This is a genomic window from Listeria sp. MAN/IMW/UF555 (assembly GCF_058684075.1).
This window is the reverse complement of the sequence record NZ_JBZWZS010000001.1, coordinates 655,610-677,168: the sequence shown is the minus strand read 5'-3', so window position 1 is coordinate 677,168 and position 21,559 is coordinate 655,610. Positions and strand designations below refer to the sequence as shown.

At 36.2% G+C, this 21,559-nt stretch carries 22 protein-coding genes and 1 riboswitch; of the genes, 16 read left to right on the top strand and 6 right to left on the bottom strand.

The genetic code is table 11. The features are described 5' to 3' along the window. Window positions 1-31 precede the first annotated feature (31 nt). The 12 genes from AC4PG8_RS03365 to AC4PG8_RS03310 all read left to right on the top strand — a co-directional run bounded on the left by AC4PG8_RS03365 (window position 32) and on the right by AC4PG8_RS03310 (window position 11,237). Window positions 32-1,084 carry a M42 family metallopeptidase gene (locus AC4PG8_RS03365; RefSeq protein WP_492170023.1) on the top strand — a complete coding sequence of 351 codons (1,053 nt, stop codon included), beginning with the start codon at window positions 32-34 and terminating at the stop codon, window positions 1,082-1,084. Between the two features lie 12 nt (window positions 1,085-1,096). Next, window positions 1,097-1,573: a glutathione peroxidase gene (locus AC4PG8_RS03360; RefSeq protein WP_010990703.1), complete on the top strand. Its 477-nt coding sequence runs from the start codon at window positions 1,097-1,099 to the stop codon at window positions 1,571-1,573. Between the two features lie 136 nt (window positions 1,574-1,709). After that, window positions 1,710-2,165 carry a LytTR family DNA-binding domain-containing protein gene (locus AC4PG8_RS03355; protein ID WP_492170022.1) on the top strand — a complete coding sequence of 152 codons (456 nt, stop codon included), beginning with the start codon at window positions 1,710-1,712 and terminating at the stop codon, window positions 2,163-2,165. Continuing rightward, entirely contained in the window at window positions 2,162-2,590 is a 429-nt protein-coding gene (locus AC4PG8_RS03350; RefSeq protein WP_003771228.1) for a DUF3021 family protein, read from the top strand. Before AC4PG8_RS03355 ends, AC4PG8_RS03350 begins: the two co-directional genes overlap by 4 nt. Continuing rightward, window positions 2,587-3,498 carry an ABC transporter ATP-binding protein gene (locus AC4PG8_RS03345; protein ID WP_492170021.1) on the top strand — a complete coding sequence of 304 codons (912 nt, stop codon included), beginning with the start codon at window positions 2,587-2,589 and terminating at the stop codon, window positions 3,496-3,498. The genes AC4PG8_RS03350 and AC4PG8_RS03345 overlap by 4 nt, the downstream gene beginning before the upstream one ends. Then, window positions 3,491-4,345, top strand: coding sequence for an ABC transporter permease (locus tag AC4PG8_RS03340; RefSeq protein ID WP_492170020.1), 855 nt, complete (start codon window positions 3,491-3,493; stop codon window positions 4,343-4,345). Before AC4PG8_RS03345 ends, AC4PG8_RS03340 begins: the two co-directional genes overlap by 8 nt. An 81-nt stretch (window positions 4,346-4,426) precedes the next feature. After that, on the top strand, window positions 4,427-5,995 hold the full coding sequence (locus AC4PG8_RS03335; protein WP_003727054.1) for a peptide chain release factor 3: 1,569 nt from the start codon (window positions 4,427-4,429) through the stop codon (window positions 5,993-5,995). Between the two features lie 107 nt (window positions 5,996-6,102). Then, a complete protein-coding gene (locus AC4PG8_RS03330; protein WP_003761496.1) occupies window positions 6,103-6,528 on the top strand; it encodes a MarR family winged helix-turn-helix transcriptional regulator in 426 nt (141 codons plus the stop codon). 52 nt (window positions 6,529-6,580) lie between these two features. Further along, complete coding sequence (locus AC4PG8_RS03325) at window positions 6,581-7,942, top strand: MATE family efflux transporter (RefSeq protein ID WP_045553425.1); 1,362 nt, start codon at window positions 6,581-6,583, stop codon at window positions 7,940-7,942. Between the two features lie 79 nt (window positions 7,943-8,021). Continuing rightward, a riboswitch (yybP-ykoY riboswitch) is annotated at window positions 8,022-8,125 on the top strand. 97 nt (window positions 8,126-8,222) lie between these two features. Continuing rightward, a complete protein-coding gene (locus tag AC4PG8_RS03320; RefSeq protein WP_003761503.1) occupies window positions 8,223-8,990 on the top strand; it encodes a TerC family protein in 768 nt (255 codons plus the stop codon). Window positions 8,991-9,091: 101 nt separating this feature from the next. Next, window positions 9,092-9,859 carry a TerC family protein gene (locus AC4PG8_RS03315; RefSeq protein ID WP_003726449.1) on the top strand — a complete coding sequence of 256 codons (768 nt, stop codon included), beginning with the start codon at window positions 9,092-9,094 and terminating at the stop codon, window positions 9,857-9,859. Between the two features lie 52 nt (window positions 9,860-9,911). Further along, window positions 9,912-11,237, top strand: coding sequence for a TrkH family potassium uptake protein (locus AC4PG8_RS03310; RefSeq protein WP_072218577.1), 1,326 nt, complete (start codon window positions 9,912-9,914; stop codon window positions 11,235-11,237). Between the two features lie 80 nt (window positions 11,238-11,317). Here AC4PG8_RS03310 and AC4PG8_RS03305 read toward each other — a convergent pair whose 3' ends face one another. Both AC4PG8_RS03305 and AC4PG8_RS03300 read right to left on the bottom strand, forming a co-directional pair. Continuing rightward, complete coding sequence (locus AC4PG8_RS03305; RefSeq protein WP_003761515.1) at window positions 11,318-11,686, bottom strand: DUF4064 domain-containing protein; 369 nt, start codon at window positions 11,684-11,686, stop codon at window positions 11,318-11,320. A gap of 29 nt (window positions 11,687-11,715) precedes the next feature. Beyond that, window positions 11,716-12,747, bottom strand: coding sequence for an acyltransferase family protein (locus AC4PG8_RS03300; protein WP_160463998.1), 1,032 nt, complete (start codon window positions 12,745-12,747; stop codon window positions 11,716-11,718). Window positions 12,748-12,934: 187 nt separating this feature from the next. Here AC4PG8_RS03300 and AC4PG8_RS03295 point away from each other — a divergent pair, with 187 nt between their 5' ends. Beyond that, window positions 12,935-13,414, top strand: coding sequence for a methylated-DNA--[protein]-cysteine S-methyltransferase (locus tag AC4PG8_RS03295; protein ID WP_160463997.1), 480 nt, complete (start codon window positions 12,935-12,937; stop codon window positions 13,412-13,414). Window positions 13,415-13,429: 15 nt separating this feature from the next. Here the strand turns inward: AC4PG8_RS03295 and AC4PG8_RS03290 are convergent, their stop codons facing one another. Together AC4PG8_RS03290 and AC4PG8_RS03285 are read right to left on the bottom strand one after the other, a co-directional pair. Continuing rightward, window positions 13,430-15,604, bottom strand: coding sequence for an ATP-dependent Clp protease ATP-binding subunit (locus AC4PG8_RS03290; RefSeq protein WP_185504757.1), 2,175 nt, complete (start codon window positions 15,602-15,604; stop codon window positions 13,430-13,432). 164 nt (window positions 15,605-15,768) lie between these two features. Then, complete coding sequence (locus tag AC4PG8_RS03285) at window positions 15,769-16,380, bottom strand: CPBP family intramembrane glutamic endopeptidase (protein WP_003761525.1); 612 nt, start codon at window positions 16,378-16,380, stop codon at window positions 15,769-15,771. 144 nt (window positions 16,381-16,524) lie between these two features. Between AC4PG8_RS03285 and AC4PG8_RS03280 the strand changes: the two genes are divergently transcribed. Beyond that, entirely contained in the window at window positions 16,525-17,316 is a 792-nt protein-coding gene (locus AC4PG8_RS03280; RefSeq protein ID WP_003761527.1) for a membrane protein, read from the top strand. Between the two features lie 12 nt (window positions 17,317-17,328). On the opposite strand, the gene AC4PG8_RS03275 is transcribed toward AC4PG8_RS03280, so the two are convergent. Beyond that, entirely contained in the window at window positions 17,329-18,795 is a 1,467-nt protein-coding gene (locus AC4PG8_RS03275; protein ID WP_492170019.1) for a phytoene desaturase family protein, read from the bottom strand. Between the two features lie 103 nt (window positions 18,796-18,898). Continuing rightward, a complete protein-coding gene (locus tag AC4PG8_RS03270) occupies window positions 18,899-19,168 on the bottom strand; it encodes a YkvS family protein (RefSeq protein ID WP_003771254.1) in 270 nt (89 codons plus the stop codon). Between the two features lie 308 nt (window positions 19,169-19,476). On the opposite strand from AC4PG8_RS03270, the gene AC4PG8_RS03265 reads away from it, so the two are divergent. Together AC4PG8_RS03265 and ptsP are read left to right on the top strand one after the other, a co-directional pair. After that, a complete protein-coding gene (locus AC4PG8_RS03265; RefSeq protein ID WP_003719221.1) occupies window positions 19,477-19,743 on the top strand; it encodes a phosphocarrier protein HPr in 267 nt (88 codons plus the stop codon). Beyond that, window positions 19,743-21,461, top strand: a complete 1,719-nt coding sequence (gene ptsP / locus AC4PG8_RS03260; RefSeq protein WP_003761534.1) for a phosphoenolpyruvate--protein phosphotransferase — start codon at window positions 19,743-19,745, stop codon at window positions 21,459-21,461. The genes AC4PG8_RS03265 and ptsP overlap by 1 nt, the downstream gene beginning before the upstream one ends. The last annotated feature ends 98 nt before the right edge of the window (window positions 21,462-21,559 follow it).

Sequence of the window (21,559 nt, the reverse complement as noted above, 5' to 3'; positions counted from 1 at the left end):
TAGAATAAAGCGAACTAAAGGAGGAATATTTTTGAGTTACGAACCAAATACAACACAAACGATGCAAAAAATTAAAGAGTTAACTTCTATCCCTAGTCCAACAGGGAACACAGGGCAAATCATTGAAAAACTAGTAAGGGATTTAGAAGCTTCTAACATCCCATATAAATTAAACAATAAAGGCGGATTAATTGTAACTCTCCCAGGAAAAGATGACTCCAAACATCGTATGCTAACGGCACATGTTGATACGTTAGGCGCGATGGTAAAAGAAATCAAAGCAGATGGCAGATTACTATTAACTTTAATTGGTGGCTATCGTTTTAATGCGATTGAAGGCGAATATTGTACGATCGAAACAAGTGAAGGCGATTTATATAGCGGAACAATTCTTATGCATCAAACCTCCGTTCACGTATATAAAGACGCTGGTACAGCTGAACGTAATGATAAAAATATGGAAGTTCGTTTAGATGTAAAAGCGCTAGATGCTGACAAAGTTCGCGCACTTGGAATAGAAGTTGGTGATTTTGTTTCCTTTGATCCGCGTGTCCAAATTATTAATGATGAGTATATTAAATCTCGCCATTTGGATGATAAAGCAAGTGTCGCGATTTTATTACAACTCATTAACCATATCCATGAAAATAAATTAGAGCTTCCACATACAACTCATTTCCTTATCTCTAATAATGAAGAAATTGGTTATGGTGGTAATTCAAATATCCCAGCTGAAACAGTGGAATATTTAGCTGTCGACATGGGAGCGCTTGGTGATGGTCAAACTTCTGATGAATACACTGTATCTATTTGTGCTAAAGATGGCAGTGGCCCTTATCATTTAGGTTTGCGTAAACATTTAGTTGAACTAGCTAAAAAGAATAATATTGATTATAAAGTAGACATTTATCTGTTTTATGCATCAGATGCGAGTGCGGCGATTAACTCTGGTAATGACATCGTTCATGGTTTAATTGGCCCGGGAATTGATGCTAGCCATGCATACGAACGAACACACCGCGATTCACTCTATCATACAGAAAAATTAGTTTATGCTTATTTATTTTCGAATATATTGAAATAGGAGGAATTCTACATGAATGTCCATGATTTTTCTGAAAAAGCAATGAATGGTAAAGAAATAGCATTAAGTGACTATAAAGGCAAAGTTTTACTCATTGTCAACACAGCGAGCAAATGTGGTTTAACACCTCAACTGGAAGGTCTTGAAAAAATGTATAAAAAACTTGGAGGAGATAACTTTGAAATCCTTGGTTTCCCGTGCAATCAGTTTTTACGTCAAGATCCTGGTAGTGACGAAGAGATTTTAGAATTTTGTCAAATGAATTACGGCGTGACTTTCCAAATGTTCTCTAAAATTAAAGTGAAAGGCAAAGACGCTGCCCCACTTTATAAATATTTAACTGAACAAACTGGAGGCAAAAAAGTTGAATGGAACTTTGCCAAATTCCTCATTGATGAAAATGGCGAAGTTGTTGAACGTTTCCCATCAAAAATGAAACCAGAAGATTTTGAGGACAAAGTAGAAGCGCTTGTTGCAGCAGTAAAATAAATAGTAAAACTCGGTAGTGAATAATCCGCTACCGAGTTTTTTTGCATCTTAGGGAGGTTAATTTGCAAGTTACAGAAATCAACTTGTAGTTTTTAGTGTAGCGTTTATAATAAAAAGAAAAAAGGGAGGCAACCAGATGAATTTCCATGTAAAGCAAAATAATAATTTAGCGATTGGCGAAGTAGACATATATTGCCACCCAAATAATCTGGAAGAAGTAACTAAAATAGTGATGGGGCTAGAAGAGCAAACCGAGAAAATCTCTGTCAAAAAAGACGGAGTGACATATTTACTCGCTAAAAGAAAGATTTTATATTTTGAGGCTGTAGAAAGTAAAATTTTTGTGTATACAGAAAAAGACGTATATGAAACTACTTGGAAATTATATGAGGTGGAAGAAAAATTCAAAGATAGCTCCTTTTTCAGGTGTTCGAAATCCATGATTTTAAATATCGAATGGATTGAAAAAATTGCGCCTGGCTTCCACGGGAAATTTGAAGCTAGCCTTTTTAATAGAGAAAAAGTGATTATTTCTAGGCAATATGCCAAAGTCTTAAAGCAAAAATTAAACTTGGGAGGGAAGGGCAAATGAGCGCAAAATTAATTCAATTTATTCAATCAGCGTGTATTATTTTCACAGCTGCAATTATCACGATGATTTGTTCCTATATCTCAACTGGAGAATCTGAAACGATAGCTATTCGCGACATTTTCACTATGCTAGGTTTTAGTGTTATTACTACTTTTGTTCAGCAATTACTTTTCAATAATTCGATAAAAACGAAATTTGCTTTTTATGTCCGTTTACTTGTTTTTTTCTTTTTTATTAGCGCTGCAATTTTAGGTCTTGGTTGGTTGTTTGATTGGTATCATTCATTAACTGGATTTATGATTATTTTTGGCTTTATTTGCGTGACTTTTCTTGTAATGCATCTGTTTTTCAGTTTTAGAGATGCGAAATTTAGTAATGAAATTAACCAAAAACTAGCAGAAATGCGAGAAAGGGAGACAAAATGATAAAATTAACGAATGTAGTTAAAACGTTTGGAAAAGTAGAAGCAGTTAAAGGCATTAATTTAGAAGTTGAAAAAGGTTCATTGTTTGCTTTCTTAGGTGAGAACGGGGCGGGGAAATCGACTACTCTTAGCATGATTTGCACAGAAAGCGAGCCAACATCTGGAGAAATTTTTATTGACGATGAAAAATTGACCTTTAAAAATAGGAAAAATTTCAGACAAAAGTTGGGCGTTGTTTTTCAAGAAAATGTGTTGGATGATTTACTTACCGTACGCGAGAACTTGTATAATCGTGCCAGTTTATATGGAAAAACAAAAGCGGAAATCACCGAACGTTTAGAGCTTGTTTCTTCTATTATGGGAATTGAGGATATATTAAATCGCCGTTTTGAAAAACTATCTGGGGGACAAAAACGCCGAGCTGAAATTGCTAGGGCTATTATGCATGATCCAGAAATTTTACTACTCGATGAACCGACTACTGGGCTGGATCCGAAAACTCGAGTGAGCGTTTGGAAGATTATTGATTATTTGCGAGAAGAATTCGGCATGACGGTGTTTTTAACGACGCATTATTTAGAAGAAGCGAAGGATGCGGATCAGTTGGCAGTTATTCATAAGGGGAATATTATCGCTCAAGGCACTCCCGCTAATATTAGAAGTCGTTTTTCAGTAGATAAAATCTTTTTTTACGATGCAAATGTGGAAGAACTTCAGGTAATTATTGAAAAAGCAAATTTACCTTATAAAGTGTCAAAAGGAACGATGCGTGTTGAAGTAACAGATGAAAATATCGGAATTTTGGCTATTTTGAATCAAACAGCGGGACTTTACAGTTCTTTTGAAGTAATAAAAGGAAATCTTGATGATGCATTTATCTCGATGATTAAGGAGGATTCAAATGATTAGTCGTAATTTAAAAATCTATTTTCGTGATAGAACTGCGGTATTTATGTCGTTACTCACGATTTTAATTATTATCGGACTCTATGCCATTTTTTTAGGAAATAATATGGAAGAAATGTTTAAACAGGCATCTGGAAAAACGATAGGAATACAAGAATTAGTGAATACGTGGGTAATTGCGGGGATTTTGTCTATTACGCCGGTCACTGTTTCTTTAGCCGTTTTTTCATTAAAAGTGCACGATGAAGAGCAGAGCATTGCCAGAAGTTTTGCAATAACTCCAGCTTCCAGATGGCGAATTGTCACAAGCTACATCGTTAGTGGTTTAGTTGCTTCATTTGTTCTGTCAGTTATCACTCTTTTTGTTGGTGAAATGTACATCTGGTTGACAGGAGGAGCGTTTTTACCGCTTGAAAGTTGGGTTAGTTTAATCGGCATTATTTTAATTAATGTTCTATGTTGTAGTAGCATTATGTTTTTTATCGCAAGCCTAGTGAAAAAAGCGAGCGCCTTTAGTTCGGTTTCGACTATTGTTGGAACTGTTATCGGTTTTATTGCTGGAATTTATTTGCCGATTGGTTCGCTTCCTGCTGCGGTTCAAACGGCGATGAAATGTTTTCCTTTCACATACGGGGCGTCTACTATTCGTGAAATCATGACAAAAGAGCCTTTACAACAAGTTTTCGCAGGTAATACTGAGGCGATGGATGCGACAAAAGAAATGATTGGTATTACTATTTATTGGGGTGATAAAACAGTAACGACAGGAGTAAGTTTGCTGATTTTAAGCGTCTTTGCAGTACTTTTTGGCATTTTATCTGTCATCTTAATGAAACGACAAACAAAATAATTTTTGAATAAAAAAACAGCCGAAATTCTCCTAGTTATGCTATACTAATGGAATGTGAATGAATCTAGGAGGAAAATAACAATGAGTCAAGATTTGCAAAAAGAAGTTGCTTCACGCAAAACGTTTGCGATTATTTCTCACCCGGATGCTGGGAAAACGACGATTACTGAGCAATTACTATTATTCGGTGGCGTTATCCGTTCAGCTGGGACTGTAAAGGGAAAGAAATCTGGCAAGTTTGCGACAAGTGACTGGATGGAAATTGAAAAACAACGTGGAATCTCGGTAACGAGTTCTGTGATGCAGTTTGATTATAATGGTTCAAGAATTAATATTTTGGATACACCGGGTCACTCTGACTTCAGTGAAGATACGTACCGGACCTTAATGGCGGTTGATAGTGCTGTCATGGTTATTGATGCTGCGAAAGGTATCGAAGCCCAAACGCTAAAACTGTTTAAAGTTTGTCGGATGCGTGGAATTCCAATTTTTACTTTTATTAATAAAATGGACCGTCAAGGAAAAATGCCACTAGAACTACTTGCTGAATTAGAAGAAGTTTTGGGTATTGAATCTTATCCAATGAACTGGCCAATTGGTATGGGAAAAGAATTAGCTGGACTTTATGACCGCTATCATCGCGTTATTGAGCAATATCGCTCAGAAGAAGATGAACGTTTCTTACCACTTGGGGAAGATGGAGATTTGAAGGAAGCACACGCTATTCAAAAATCACTTTATTACGATCAAGCTTTAGAAGAAATCATGCTGTTAGACGAAGCGGGAAATGACTTTAGTCGGGAACGCATTATTGCGGGCGAGCAAACACCAGTATTTTTCGGAAGTGCCTTAACTAACTTTGGGGTAGAAACTTTCTTGCGTACATTTGTTGATTTTGCGCCATCTCCTTCAAGCCATGAATCGAATGAAGGCGTGATTGAAGCTGATAATCCGAAGTTCTCTGGCTTTATTTTTAAAATCCAAGCGAACATGAACCCTGCTCACCGGGACCGGATTGCTTTTATTCGAATTTGTTCAGGCGAATTTGAACGCGGCATGAACGTTACGTTAACGCGAACTGGGAAAAGTATGAAGCTTGCGAACTCAACGCAGTTTATGGCGGATGACCGGGAAACCGTAAATCGTGCTGTTGCTGGTGATATTATCGGTTTGTATGATACTGGTAACTACCAAATTGGCGATACGATAACGAATGGCAGTAAAAAACTCGAATTTGAAAAACTTCCTCAGTTTACACCCGAATTATTTATGCGTGTTTATGCAAAAAATGTAATGAAGCAAAAACACTTTCATAAAGGCGTAGAGCAACTTGTTCAAGAAGGTGCGATTCAATTATTTAAAACGTGGCGTACGGAAGAATACATTATTGGGGCTGTTGGTCAGTTGCAATTTGAAGTATTCGAACACAGAATGCGCGGCGAATATAATTCAGAAATTCGGATGGAACCAATCGGCAAAAAAATCGCTCGTTGGGTCAAAGAAGAAGATGCGGATGAAAAACTATCTACCGCTAGAAGTATGCTAGTGAAAGACCGTTTTGACCAACCGCTATTCTTATTCGAAAATGAATTCGCAATTAATTGGTTTAATGATAAAAATCCAGATATTGAGTTAACTTCATTACTATAATAGCTGCAACCTATTTGTGCTTTCGCAAATAGGTTGTTTTTTTGCTTGACAATTTTTTGAAACGCGCTATAATTAGTTAGAATTCTAATTAATAAGGAGGAATACTCGTGAGAAGAGAGAAGACGATGGATACATTAATTCGTTCTATTATGATTAAATCCAAGCGAAAAATGGACGCAAAAGTAGCTCAGTTTGGGCTGACAACACAACAAGCAAGAGTTCTGGGATTTTTAAATGATAATGCTGCAAATGAAATAATCCAAAAAGATCTTCAGCGAATCTTCCAAACACGTGGCGCAAGTATCACTAGCCTCATTCAAGGACTCGAGAAAAAACAATTAATTTCACGCAAGCCAAGCCTTCGTGATGGCCGAGAAAAAGTCGTTACGTTAACAAAAGAAGGCAAAGATATTGTGGATGAATTTAATGCCTCTTTTCCGCGAGAAGATGATAAAGCGAAGAAAATCCTTTCCGCTGACGAGTATAAAACCTTTATTGAACTACTTAGTAAAATTGACGATCAGACAGATTAAAAAAATTTAACTATATAGTTAGAGTTCTAACTAATTTTTAGGGGGAATTAAAATGAAACACTCAGATAACTATTATTTAACAAAAGCGAGCATTCCTAAAGCGATTGCTCACTTATCTATTCCAATGATGCTTGGAATGTCGGTGGGGGTTATTTATAATATCGTCAATGCGTTTTTTATAGGGTTGTTGCATGATACGTCGATGTTAACAGCTGTGACACTCGGTTTACCAATGTTTACGATTTTAATGGCTATTGGGAATATGTTTGGTGTTGGCGGCGGGACGTACATTTCTCGTTTACTAGGGAAAGAAGACGGGATTAAGGCGAAGCAAGTATCGGCTTTTGTTTTATATGGAAGTTTGGTTTTAGGTATTATATGCGCGATTATATTAGGTTTTTTAATTAATCCAGTTACTCATTTTCTAGGAGCAGACGCGACAAGTTTTTTACACACGAAAAATTATACATTGGCGCTTCTAATTTGTAGTCCTTTTATTATTGCTAACTTTGCTTTAGAGCAGGTCGTTCGGGCGGAGGGAGCTTCCCGCGTTTCTATGAATGGGATGCTTATTGGTACGATTGTAAATTTAGTGTTTGATCCACTGCTTATTTTGTATTTTAATTTTAACGTTGTAGGTGCTGCAGTTTCAATTGGACTTGCAAGTACGGTTTCACTTATTTATTATGCCTGGTATTTGGAGAAAAAAAGTGACTATTTATCCATTCGGTTTAAATGGTTTAAAGCAACGAAAGAAATCGTTCAAAATGTTTTTAAAATTGGCGTTTCAGAACTACTTTTATCATTATTCTTGATTGTTACTACACTTGTTTTAAATCATTATTCGATGATTTACGGGGAAGGCGTTGTTGCAGGTTTTGGGGTGGCACTACGAGTAGTTCAGTTACCAGAATTTATTTGTATGGGGCTTTATATGGGAATTATTCCACTCTTAGCATATAACTTTAGTGCGGGAAATATTGCACGGTTTGAAAAAGCGATTCGGTTTACAGCTGTTAGTATTGGCTTGATTGTGCTTGTGATTTCTAGTTTTGTATTTATCTTCCGTTTCCAAGTGATGCATTTATTTAGTGAAAATCAAAGTGTTATATCACTTGGGGTGCATATTATGGTTGCGATGCTGATTTCTTCTCTATTCAGTGGCTTCACTGGTCTCTTTACGAGTACTTTTCAAGCGATTGGGAAAGCTATTCCGGCTACGATTATGTCTGTTTCACAAGGAATTATTTTTATCCCAGTAATTATTTTGGGGCAACATTATTTTGGCCTGATGGGAGTGATTTGGTCTTTAACAACAACAGAAATTCTTACTTGTTTAATCGGTGTGATTCTATTCACAATCCATAATATTAAAATAGCCAGTAGCGCAAAAACTAAAGACTTGGCTGTTTAAAAAGTTTGTGAGAAAAATTAGTTGACGAGAACTTCTAAATTATGGTATTATTCTCTAGGTAATCATATATCGTTCTTTGACAAATGTCAGAGGGGAGTAGCGCTGATTAGCTTTTAATCAGGATAAAGTCGTCATTACATGATAGAGATATCATCGGTTTTATCACATTTAACTTTAAATGTTAGCGAGACCTTTGCCTTTATGGGCAGGTCTCGCTTTTTTGTTTCTTCAAAATAGGAGATCTTTGACATTTTAATAGAACAAAGGAGGAAAAGAATTAGTGGATACAGCAATGATTTTAGAGTACGGATGGGTATTACTTGTCCTAATCGGTCTTGAGGGGATTTTAGCAGCGGATAATGCAGTAGTTATGGCTGTTATGGTAAAACATCTCCCAGATAAACAACAGAAAAAAGCGTTATTTTATGGATTGATGGGTGCCTTTGTTTTCCGTTTTGGCGCATTATTCTTAATTTCCTTTTTGGCAAACGTTTGGCAGGTACAAGCGCTTGGTGCCGCATATTTACTATATATCGCGATTAGTCACATTTGGAAACATGCAAAAGGAAAAGACGGAGAAAAAGAGAAGAAGGAAAAAGCTGGCTCTGGTTTTTGGATGACGGTTCTAAAAGTAGAGATTGCAGATATTGCGTTTGCGATTGATTCCATGCTTGCGGCAGTAGCCCTTGCCATTACGCTTCCAGAAACAGGATGGGGACACATTGGGGGAATTGATACTGGGCAATTTGCGATTATGTTCTTAGGTGGACTTGTTGGCCTAATTATTATCCGTTTTGCAGCAACTCAATTTGTTAAATTACTAAAAAGCTATCCAAGTCTCGAAACAGCCGCATTTTTAATTGTTGGTTGGGTAGGCGTGAAGCTAGTTATTTACACATTAGCACACCCTAGTCTTGGCGTAATTCCACACAGCTTCCCTGAATCAACACTTTGGAAATTGATTTTCTGGGGCGTGATGATTCTGATTATTCTATGGGGATGGTTCGTTTCCTACCGTAGTAAGAAAAAAACAGAAACAACTAAATAATTTTAACTGACCAGAAGTGCAAATGTGTACTTCTGGTTTTACATACAACCAGATGCTGAAAACACAATTTTATGATAGAGTAGAAGGATGGTGAATGAGGAATGGATGTTTCTATTTGGGGAGAATATGCGTTAGTTTTCCTTGTTTTAGTAGTACTCGAGGGAATTCTTTCCGCAGATAATGCCGTAGTTATGGCAGTAATTGTTAAAGGTTTACCGCACGATAAACAACGAAAAGCCTTATTTTATGGGTTAGTTGGTGCATTTGTTTTCCGCTTTATTGCACTATTTTTAATTTCATTTTTAGTAAAAATTTGGGAAATACAAGCTATCGGCGCGGTTTATTTATTGTACCTAGCAATTAAGCATATGTGGCGCCTTAAAAAAGGTAAGCAAGAAGAAGTCAAAGAAGCATCAGAAGCCAAATCAACTTCCTTTTGGGGTGTAGTAGCTCGTGTTGAGTTGACTGACATTGCTTTTGCACTGGATTCCATGTTAGCTGCAGCAGCACTTGTTGTTACTTTACCAGATTTAGGGAATTTTGATATTGGGGGAATGAACGGTGGACAATTTATCGTGATGTTCCTTGGTGGTATTGCAGGACTTGTCGTAATTCGTTTTGCAGCCACACAAGTTGTTAAATTATTAGAGCGTTACCCTACACTTGAAACAGCAGCGTTTTTAATTGTCGGTTGGGTAGGTGTGAAAATGGCGGTCTTAACGCTAGCACATCCATCTGTTGCAATTATTCCAGAAGATTTTCCGGATTCAGCGGTTTGGAAGCTGACATTCTGGTCGGTTATGATAATTATAGGTTTGGGTGGTTATATCATTGCGAGAAAAAAAGAGAAGAAAACCAAAAGAGTTTGAATATGATCAAGAAGTAAAATTGCGCAGAAGATTAAAACTGGTGTTAGCACGTATGACACCAGTTCAAGTAATTATCGCGTATTATTTTATTGCGGTTACGATTTCTACTATCGTCTTAAGTTTGCCGTTCACTTTACAAAAAGGGGTTAAGGTGTCGTTTATTGATACTCTATTCACAGCGGCGAGTTCTGTTAGTGTTACCGGACTTGCGACAGTAGATGTTAGCCAGACGTATAGTACTGCTGGAATTTGGGTCTTAATGGCGATTTTCCAAATTGGTGGATTGGGCGTTATGATGATTAGCACGTTCTTCTATTTGATTTTGAAGAGACGGATTGGACTGAAACAGCGCCAACTTATTATGACAGATACGAATCAATTTACGATGAGTGGAATGGTTCGGATGTTGCGCGAAATTCTTGTCTTGATTTTTGGAATTGAATTAGTGGGCGCGTTGATTTTAGGAATTTATTTTATCCCGCTGTATCCTAATTTTTGGGAAGCGATGTTCCAAGGATTATATAACTCAGTTTCACTTGTTACCAATGCCGGCGTGGATATTACTGGTAAATCGCTAATACCATTCGCAAATGATTATTTTGTGCAATTTATTTCGATATTACTAATTATTGCTGGTGCGATTGGGTTTCCGGTTTTACTAGAAACAAGACGATTTTTATTTGAGAAAAATACGCTAATACCGTTTCGTTTTTCGTTGTTTGTAAAAGTGACTACACTTACTTATTTTGTACTTTTGATTGTCGGCGGCTTACTCATTTGGTTGTTTGAATACAATCACTTCTTTAGTGGCAAAAGTTGGGACTTTGGTTTCTTTAACTCGATGTTCTTATCGGCGACGTCCAGAAGTGCTGGACTCCAAACAATGGACAGCGGGGCGCTTTCAGTTTCTACCCTTTTACTTGTGTCGTTCTTAATGTTTATCGGAGCTTCGCCAAGTTCAGTTGGTGGTGGGATACGAACGACTACTTTTGCGATTACCATTTTATTTATTTATTCGGTTATTCGCGGTCGGAAGCATGTTTATATTTTTGGGCGAGAATTGCATCAAGAAGATGTTCGCAAGTCGCTTGCCGTCACGCTTGTTGCAGGATTTCTCAGTATTTCTGCGATAGTCATACTTATGCAGACAGAAACGGCCTCGCTCATTTCAGTTATTTTTGAAGTGTTCTCGGCGTTTGGAACGTCAGGTTTATCAGTTGGTTTGACGCCTGATTTGTCCACCCCAGGTAAATTAATTATTATCGTCTTGATGTTCATTGGACGGGTTGGCATCATGTATTCGATGCTTAGTTTAAGAAATAAAAATCAACCTAAAAATGCTATTCGATTACCAAAAGAAAAAATTATTACTGGCTAAAATAAAAATCCTTTCTGCAAAACGCGGAAAGGATTTTTTTGCATTAAAAACCCCTAACCAATTTGATTAGGGGATAATAATTAATATTTTGATTTTGGAATTGGTCTTCTGAAAATTCCCATTAAACCAGTTAGTGTAATTAAGATACCTGATACAATCCAAGCAGTACCAATAACAAAGAATAAAACGATACCGATAACTACTAAGATAACACCCCAACCACGAGGAGCTGATTTAATTAAGAGAGAAGCAATTAATGCAACTACTGAGGCAATTAATGTAATCCACCCTAGATTTGCCAACTCATTTCCTAGTTCACCTGGTAAATAAGTAAATGTCTGTATATAATCTGTGACTGAATCTCCATAATTAATAATCCAAAAACCAACTACAATCCCAATGATGGAGCCAATTAATCCGATAATAACTTCTGGCTTTCTTGAGCCCATAATAAAACCTCCTTTTTCTATCTATACGTTTAATAACTTTCCCGCTTTGTTAATCGGCTAAACACGTTATAGAGCATTGAAGCACGCAGCTCAATCACTGGCTGAACAACTGTTTTTACCAATCGACTGGATAATAACACCGTCAAACCAAAAGTAATTCCAAATAATAGTAAAAACGTAGACGGGCTATATTGAAAGTCAGTTTGGCCACCTTCACGAAAGAACTTAATAAAGAAGCCATGTAACAAATAAACATATAACGTATTTTTACCCCATTTAGTAAAAAATAACCTTTTTTGTGGGATAAAACTGAAAAAAGCAGCGATAGAGCAAAAACTAATCATGTAGACGAGCGCGCGAATGAAAAGACCAAGCGACTTCACTTCGACAAAGTTAGCATATGGTTTTGATCCTAAAAACCATTTATCGTTTAGATTCGGATGCATGGTAATAAAAATCAACAATAATACAACGAAAATACCACCAATAATAGAAGCTATATGCGTTTTAAGAAAGTAAAAATGTTCCTTTTTTAAAAAGTAGCCTACTAAGAAGAATGGGAAGAAGACAAGGGTTCTAGACAAACTTAAATAACCACCAATAATATCAAAGTATCCAGCAACCAGTCCTAGTAAAAGCGCAATACTCACAGACTTCCAAGGTTTGATTTTTGAAAAAACAAGCAACATTAAATTCCAGAAAAATAAGCTGAGTAAAAACCAAAGCGACCATTCTGGATCTAAAAATTTAATAGAAAGATTCTCTTTATTTAAAAGAAAATAGTAAAAAATACTGTAGATTAGTTGGAAAAAAACATATGGTAAAATTAATTTCTTCATCGTCTTTTTTAAATATCCGGGTTTACCAAAACTTTTAGCAAAAAAACCAGAGATTAGTATAAAGGCAGGCATATGGAAAGTGTAGATATAAATGTAAAGGACGCGAACTCCAGCATATTCTGCAATAAATGTTTGAAGAAAATGTCCGAATACAACTAAGAAAATTAAGATAAACTTCGCATTATCAAAGTAACTTTCCCGTTTAACCTCGGTTTGCTCCATAAAAAACATTCCTTTCTATTCTAAGTTGGAAGTATCTTGTTTTATTTTACCCTAGAATCTGTAACGAATATCCAACAGTTCGATAACAAAAGGTATCAAATATTAATAGGCGATGACATACGTTTGCGCATTATTAAAAGAAGTGCTATCTTTAGAGCAATATCATATTCGGAAGGAAGTATGGAAGATGTTGAAACAAACAAGCGATTCACCGGTGGGTACGTTGTTTATCATTATAGAGGATGCGCATATTACAAAGATTTCATATGATGAGCCGTCTAATTGGGAGATTTTAGCGGGAGAGAAGGGCGAGATAGCAATATATCAGCAGCTTCTAGAACAATTAGCAGGTTATTTTGAAGGAGAGCGGGAAGTATTTGATTTACCAATTTTCTTGCAAGGAACTCCTTTTCAACAGCGTGTTTGGCAAGCACTTAGTGAAATTCCATACGGGGTAGTTGTTAGTTATAAAGATATAGCAATAGCCGCTGGGAGTCCAAAAGCAGTGCAAGCGGTGGGACAAGCTAATCGCGCTAATCCTATTCCTATACTTATTCCATGTCATAGGTGTGTAAAAAGTGATGGGGCGCTCGGTGGGTATAACGGAGCGGACATTGATAAGAAGCAATATTTACTTGCATTAGAAAAAGGCTTGCGTTTAAGTTAACGCAAGCCTTTTTTATTAAACTGTTACTTGTTCAGTTATAACGATATTTTTATCGTCATTTAGTGTGGCATTTAATTTCTTCGCTTCTGGTTGATCAATTAAGCTATCGGCAATCGCATCTTCTAAGTGTTCTTGAATTGTGCGGCGAAGTGGTCTAGCACCAAATTTAGGATCATATCCAAGCTCGATTAAATGTTCTTTAACTTCTTTAGAAACGTCTATAGTTACGCCTTCTTGTGCGAGCATTGAATTTAAGTCAACGAGCATTAAGTCGATAATTTGTACTAAATCATCTTTTTCAAGAGATTTAAATTCAATAACGCTATCTAGACGGTTTAAGAATTCTGGTTTAAAGTATGCGCCTAGTTTTGCAAGGATGTCTGAGCCTTTTTCAAGTTTATTGTCAGTTGCTGTATTAAAGCCAACAGAAGCTTCTGTATCAGTCGTACCAGCATTACTTGTCATGATAATCACTGTATCTTTAAAGCTTACTGTGCGTCCTTGAGAATCAGTTAGACGTCCATCCTCTAGAATTTGTAAAAACATATGTTGTACATCCGGGTGTGCTTTTTCAATTTCGTCTAAAAGGATGATGCTATAAGGATTACGACGAACCTTTTCAGTTAATTGACCAGCTTCTTCGTGACCAACATAGCCTGGAGGAGAACCGATTAATTTAGAGACGCTGTGTTTTTCCATGAATTCACTCATATCTAAACGAATCATCGCTTCACTTGTACCAAATAATTCACGAGCAAGTGTGCGACCAAGTTCTGTTTTTCCGACACCAGTAGGTCCGACGAATAAGAACGAACCAATTGGACGATTTTTAGCTTTTAACCCAACACGGCTACGACGAATTGCTTTCGCTACTTTTTTCACGGCATCATCTTGACCGATTACTTTTCCGGTTAAGTTGCTTTCTAGGTTTTTCATTTTGGATTGTTCGTCTTCTTGTAAACGTCCTACTGGAATACCAGTTTTTTCTTCAATAATCGCTTGAATATCAGAAGATTGAATAACTGGCCGTTCTGAAAAGGAGTTACTAGTTTTATTTTCTTCAAGTCGAGTAATTTCGTCTCGAACTTTGGCTGCTTTTTCATAGTCTTCCATTTGGAGAGCTTGATTTTTTTCTTCTTCTAAACGAGCAACACGTTCACTAACGGTGTTTTCATCCAATTTTTCAATAGATAGATTGTATTTTGAACCAACTTCATCCATTAAATCAATCGCTTTATCTGGCAAATGACGGTCTTGAATGTAGCGAGAGCTTAATTCAACCGCTGCTTTTAAAGCTTCAGGAGAATAGACAACTTCATGGAAATCTTCATATTTGGATTTCAAGCCATTTAAAATAGTAAGTGTTTCTTCGGTAGAAGGTTCATTCACCGTTACTGGTTGGAAACGACGCTCAAGTGCAGCATCTTTTTCGATAGTACGATATTCTTTTAGCGTTGTTGCACCAATCATTTGTAAGTCACCGCGAGCTAAGGCTGGTTTTAAAATATTTCCTGCGTCCATTGAACCTTCTGCGGATCCAGCGCCGACAATTGTGTGCACTTCATCAATAAACAAGATCGTGTTTTTGCGTTCTTGTAATTCTTTAATTAATTGTTTCATTCGTTCTTCAAACTGTCCGCGGATTCCTGTTCCAGAAACGAGAGAAGCAACATCTAGTAAGATAACTTCTTTGTTCATTAACTTACTTGGAACTTCACCTGCGACAATTGCATTTGCAAGTCCTTCGACAACCGCAGTTTTACCAACACCTGGTTCACCTATAAGGACAGGATTGTTTTTATTACGACGATTCAAGATTTCGATGACACGTTTAATTTCTTTGTCACGACCAATTACTGGATCGAGTTGATCGTTTTTCGCCATATCTGTTAAGTTTGTTCCAAATTCATCTAGTAAGCCGTTTCCAGCGCCACCAGTTTGTGTTTGTACTTGTGTGTTTCTTTGACTTTGTTGTTCACGGCTTGCTTGGTTTGCAGCGCCACTTAGTTGACGGAAAATATCATCGAACGGGGAACCGCCAGCACCTGGAAATTCATTTGCCCCAAAGTTTGCTTGATTTCTAACTTCTGCGTAACAAGAGGCACAAAGCGGCATTTCTACACGCTTGCCGTTAATATTCATATATAGTTGGATTGTTGCTTGATTTTGATTACATTTTTCACAGTTCATAGTTAATTTCCTCCTTTTAAAAATGAGAAATGAAAGGTCTTGACTTTGACTATCTTTGACCTTATGAATTAATTATATACTGACCTATTTTGACTTTCAAGTATTTTGCTTCAAATTTTTCATAAAAAAAACATTCCTATAAAAAAGGAATGTTTCTAGGTTTTTTAATAAATTGGCAATGCCGCGAGTAGTAAAAAGGCAAAGGTCAAATGCGACAGATAAACCATGAGAAGGCTCGGACGGTAAGAGTACATCACATTCCATACAAGAGATGCGACAAAAATACCGATGATAGCGGCAAAATTACCACTAGGCAACATCATGACCATACATAGTAAAGCGGCAAAAATATTAGAGAACCAATGATTAAAATAATGGTTCAAACGTTTTAATACAAATCCACGCCAGAAAATTTCTTCACCGGGGATAATCGCGACAATCAAAAGCAACCATATTACTAAAGAGTGGGTGGAATACTTATTAAATGCAGCTTCTACAGAATGTTCTAGACCACCTGGCATTACTTTAATAATAAAGGCGCCTATGTAAAAAATAATATAAAGGACAATTCCGGAAAAAATTCCAGGTAAAATGCCTTTAACGAACGAAAATTCCTTTTTTAAATCATCATTAAATATCACAAAACTAAGTAAAAATAACATTCCAGCTCCATATAAATACCAAAAAACACGTGGGAACTGATATGTTAATATAACAAGTAGGGCACATAAAATAAGTCCCAATACGAGTTTATAATCAATCTTGATGCTCTTCAAATACTTTACACCTCTTCTTAACAAATACTTCTCATACTACTTTAAAACAAATGAAATCGTTTGGCAACAATTAAACAAAAGATAAGATAAAAGTTGTGCAATTTAATAAATCCTATATAATGAAAAAATAGGAGTGGTTCATAGATGTTAGAAAAAAACTACAAATTTTTACTTTGGGTATATATATTCTGGTTTTTAGGTAGTGTATTGCTAGTTTCTTTACACATTATTCCGCCGCGTTTAACAACAATCCAGTCACTATTTTTAGTATTTACTGGTATTTTTGCAGCAGTTTTCTTTATTATGCAATATGGCAAATGGCTTGGATCTGCTATTACTCTACTTATTTTTGTTGTCAGTACTTGTATCGAATGGATGCAATTAAGTTATACGGATGAATATATTGGCTCTACGCTAGGCGGGAGTTTGTATGGTATTCCTATTACGATGGGATTCATTTGGGTCGGAATGATTGCCGGGACACACATTATCGCACGTGAAATCACACTTAAAATCAATGTTGATTGGATTCGTGGAGGGATTTATTCTTTTATCGCAGCTACGATGGTGATGATTTTTGAAGTCTTAATTGAACCAATCACAATGCAATCTAAACAACTATATATTACGCAAAATGGTTTTACGATCTTACAGCTATCTGATTTTATAAATTGGTGGCTCTTAGGCCTGATTTTACATTTAATGATTTATTTTATTTTAAGTTTAACGGATAGTTGGGAACGACTTAAATATCCAGATTTAAAATCAGAAATTGTCATCGTTTATTGGATTATTATCGCTTTCTTTGTCTTTTTATCGTTTTATCTTGATTTATGGACCTCGATTGCTATTATTATTGTTTCAAATATTATTTTTACAGCTTGTTATTTCTTTAGCCTTGAAAAAGAAACGAAGACTACAAAGAAATCCGAGTAATCAGCTAATCGATTACTCGGATTTCTTTTCTTTTTGCAAAAATTTCTTGGTAGCAATTTGCGCATTTTCAATAATGAAAGGGAGGGAGCTACTAGACATGGCCCCAGCTCCGACAACAAATAAGTTCTTAAACGCAGGTGACTTTTTCGCAGGATGTAAGAAACCTTGTTGATGCCATAAATGTTGTAAACCGAATATTGCCCCGTATTTTACATGATATTTTTCTTCCCAATCAGTTGGAGTAATAATATATTCTTCTTCAATATAATCCTCTAAATCAGGAATTTCTAATCTCGCTTTTACCGTATCTAATATTAATTGACGAAATGCAGGTGTTTGTTCTTTCCAATCAATGCCACTAGTAGTATTTGGAGCAGAAACCATAATCCGAACACTTGAATGATTCATTGGCGCCATTGTGTTATCCGTGGCTGAAGGATTCGTGATATGAATCGCTAAGTCTTTAGAAAGGATTTTTTTATGGATGGTATTATTCGCAAATTCTCGGTAATTATCTGGAAAAATAATGGATTGATGTGAAAAGGGAAGCACTGTTTTCAAACCAAGATACAACATAAAAGTAGAAGAGGAGTATTCTTTTTCTTTCTCCTTTACTTTCGTGTTACTTGTTAACGAATAAATAAAATCCAAATTAGTAAAGTAATAATCAGCTTCAATCGATTGTCCGTTAGCAAGAGTTGCGCTAGTAATTTCTTTTCCATTCGTTTCAAAGGAGGTTACTTCAGAATTAAAGTAGAATTTCCCTTTATTTTCCATAACAACTTGTTGCATCGCTTCGACAATTTTATTTTGACCACCGATTGGATGAAAAGTGCCGAAATAATACTCAGAAAAAGGAATAATACTATATGCTGCTGGAATATCCCATGGTGACATTCCTAAATAACGCATTTGTAAGGAAAAAGCGATACGAAGATATTTGCTATTAAAATATCTGGCCAAATCATCCATTAAAGAGCGCCCAAGCGTGAGACTTGGAAGTGCACGTATTGTAGTTGGTCGAAAGAAATCAAATAAGGAACTGTAATTAAATTGATTAAGCGGCGAAATATAAAGCATTTTTTTCGTATTTTCTCTCATAAAACGATCAAAACCTTCTTCTTCACCAGGAAAGTAAGTTTTAATAACTGTTTTTGTTTCAGAATAATCGCTATAAAGCGGAAAAGTAATATCTTTAAAATAAAGCGTGTGTATTGGATTGATCGGTAAAAGGGAGACATAATCTAAAATATTACGGTTACAATCCATAAAAAGAGAAGTTAACACATGCGTCATTGTTAAAGCGGAAGGCCCTACATCAAATGAATATTTACCCATTTTATGCAGCGCAGTTCTACCACCAATACGGTCATTTTTTTCATAGATGCTTACTTGATAGCCGAGTTGACTTAAAAGCATACCAGTAGCTAAACCACCGGGACCTGCTCCAATAATGGCAATTTTCTTTTTACTTTCCACATTAAAACGCTCCTTTGCCCGTTTTTAAACATATAAAAAACGCAAAAACATAAAGCATTGTTAAACGAAAATGCTTTACTTTTGCGCAGTTAGAAATAATTTTTTATTCTTCTGTCTCTTCTTCGTCTTCTTCTACAGAATGAATAATTTGATAATTTTTGTGATTTACCACTGTTTTTTCTTCAATACCTAAATCTTTAAAATTTTCCATATAAGTTAAGTCGACAATAACAGAATTTTCGTTGAGCTTTTCAACAATTCCTGTTAAGCCATCCTTAAATTCAATAATGTCTCCAACATGTGCCTTTGCCATTGTTATCACTCCTTCAATTTTCGGTGTTGCGTTTATCTTGATGAAAAAGAATGTATGCATTTTTGAACCTTCCTTAAATTCTGCACTAAAAACCTATTAAAATCAACTATAAGCCTTTAAAAAGTGCATTTTAAATCAAAAATGCAACAATTTAGTGACAAAATTATAGAAAACGCTCCCTTTCTTCCAGTTGTAAAAGAACGAAAGAAGCCGTAATAGAAAAAAACATTCTAAAAAATTTTTAATCAAATAGTTGTAACAATAGGTAAAACATGGTACTCTTTTTAATTGAGGGATAGTCTTTTTTGCTGAAAATTTTTCGGCTTAAAAGGTTACAACAAATTTCTTTACAAAGGAGAATGTAAATTATGGAACAAGCAAGTTTTGTAGTAATCGATGAAACAGGAATTCACGCACGCCCAGCAACTCTATTGGTGCAGGCTGCAAGTAAATACAGCTCTGACGTTCAAATTGAATACACTGGCAAAAAAGTAAATCTTAAATCAATCATGGGTGTTATGTCCCTTGGTATTGGTAAAGGCGCTGACATCACTATCTATACTGAAGGTAGCGACGAAAAAGAAGCAATTGAAGGACTAACTGAAGTTCTTAAGAAAGAAGGATTGGCTGAATAATGGCTAAAGAGTTGAAAGGTATCGCAGCATCTGATGGGATTGCCATTGCGAAAGCTTATCTGCTCGTTGAACCTGATCTTTCCTATGAAAAAACTGAAGTTACGGATGTTGAAAGTGAAGTAAAACGTTTTGAAAGCGCGTTAGAAGTTTCTAGAACAGAACTTTCAACGATTCGTGAAAAAGCAGCTAAAGACTTAGGCGAAGATAAGGCACAAATTTTTGACGCGCATCTTCTAGTTTTAAACGATCCTGAATTAACAGGACCAATTGAAGAAAGCATCAAAAATGCTAAAACGAATGCAGAAACAGCTTTACAAGAAACGACAGACATGTTTATTGGTATGTTTGAATCTATGGACAACGAATACATGCGTGAACGTGCAGCTGATATTAAAGATGTACGCAAACGTGTTCTTTCTCACTTACTAGGTGTGACTATTCCAAATCCAGCTTTAATTGATGAGGAAGTAGTTGTTGTCGCAGCTGATTTAACGCCTTCTGATACCGCACAACTTAACCGTAAATTTGTTAAAGGTTTTGTGACGGATATTGGTGGTCGTACTTCGCATTCTGCTATTATGGCACGCTCTCTTGAAATTCCAGCAGTAGTTGGAACAAAAGAAGTAACTGCTAGCGTAGCGAAAAACGATATTGTTATTATTGATGGTTTGGAAGGTAATGTTATCATCCACCCAACAGAAGAACAAATCGCTCACTATGAAAAAATTAAATCTGATTTTGCTTTACAACAAGCAGAATGGGAAAAACTTAAAAATGAAAAAACAGTTTCTAAAGACGGCGTTCACGTGGAGCTTGCAGCAAACATCGGAACTCCGAATGATTTAGAAGGTGTCATTTCTAATGGCGGGGAAGCAGTTGGACTTTATCGTACAGAATTCTTGTACATGGGTCGCGACAATTTCCCAACAGAAGAAGAACAATTCGAAGCGTATAAAGCAGTAGTTTCTGGTATGGACGGAAAATCTGTGGTAGTTCGTACATTAGATATTGGCGGCGATAAAACGTTACCTTATTTAGAACTTCCAGAAGAAATGAACCCATTCCTAGGATTCCGTGCGATTCGTCTTTGTTTTGCGAATGAAGAATTATTCCGTACACAACTTCGCGCTCTACTTCGCGCAAGTGTATATGGTAACTTAAAAATTATGTTCCCGATGATTGCAACAGTAAATGAATTCCGCCAAGCGCGCGATATTTTACTAGATGAAAAAGCGAAACTAAAAGCTGCTGGAACAGAAGTATCTGATTCCATCGAACTTGGAATTATGATTGAAATTCCTGCTGCTGCAGTTTTAGCTGATCAATTTGCAAAAGAAGTTGATTTCTTCTCAATCGGAACAAATGACTTGATTCAGTATACAATGGCTGCTGACCGTATGAATGAACGCGTTTCTTACCTTTACCAACCATACAATCCATCTATTTTACGCTTAGTAAAAATGGTAATTGATGCTTCTCATAAAGAGGGCAAATGGACTGGTATGTGTGGGGAAATGGCTGGAGATCAAACGGCTGTACCACTTCTTTTAGGCTTAGGCTTAGATGAATTTTCAATGAGTGCTTCAAGCATTCTTAAATCTCGTTCGTTAATCAAACGTTTAGATCAATCTGAAATGGTTAAATTAGCGGAAGAAGCTTTAAATAAATCTACAGCAGAAGAAGTTGTAGAATTAGTTGAGAAATATACTGCAGAGTAAGCTCTGATGAAGACCTAGACAAATTTCTTTGTCTAGGTCTTTTTATATTGTGAAAAAAGGGTGTGCAAAGTATAATTAAAAATACAGTTAGCTTAAAA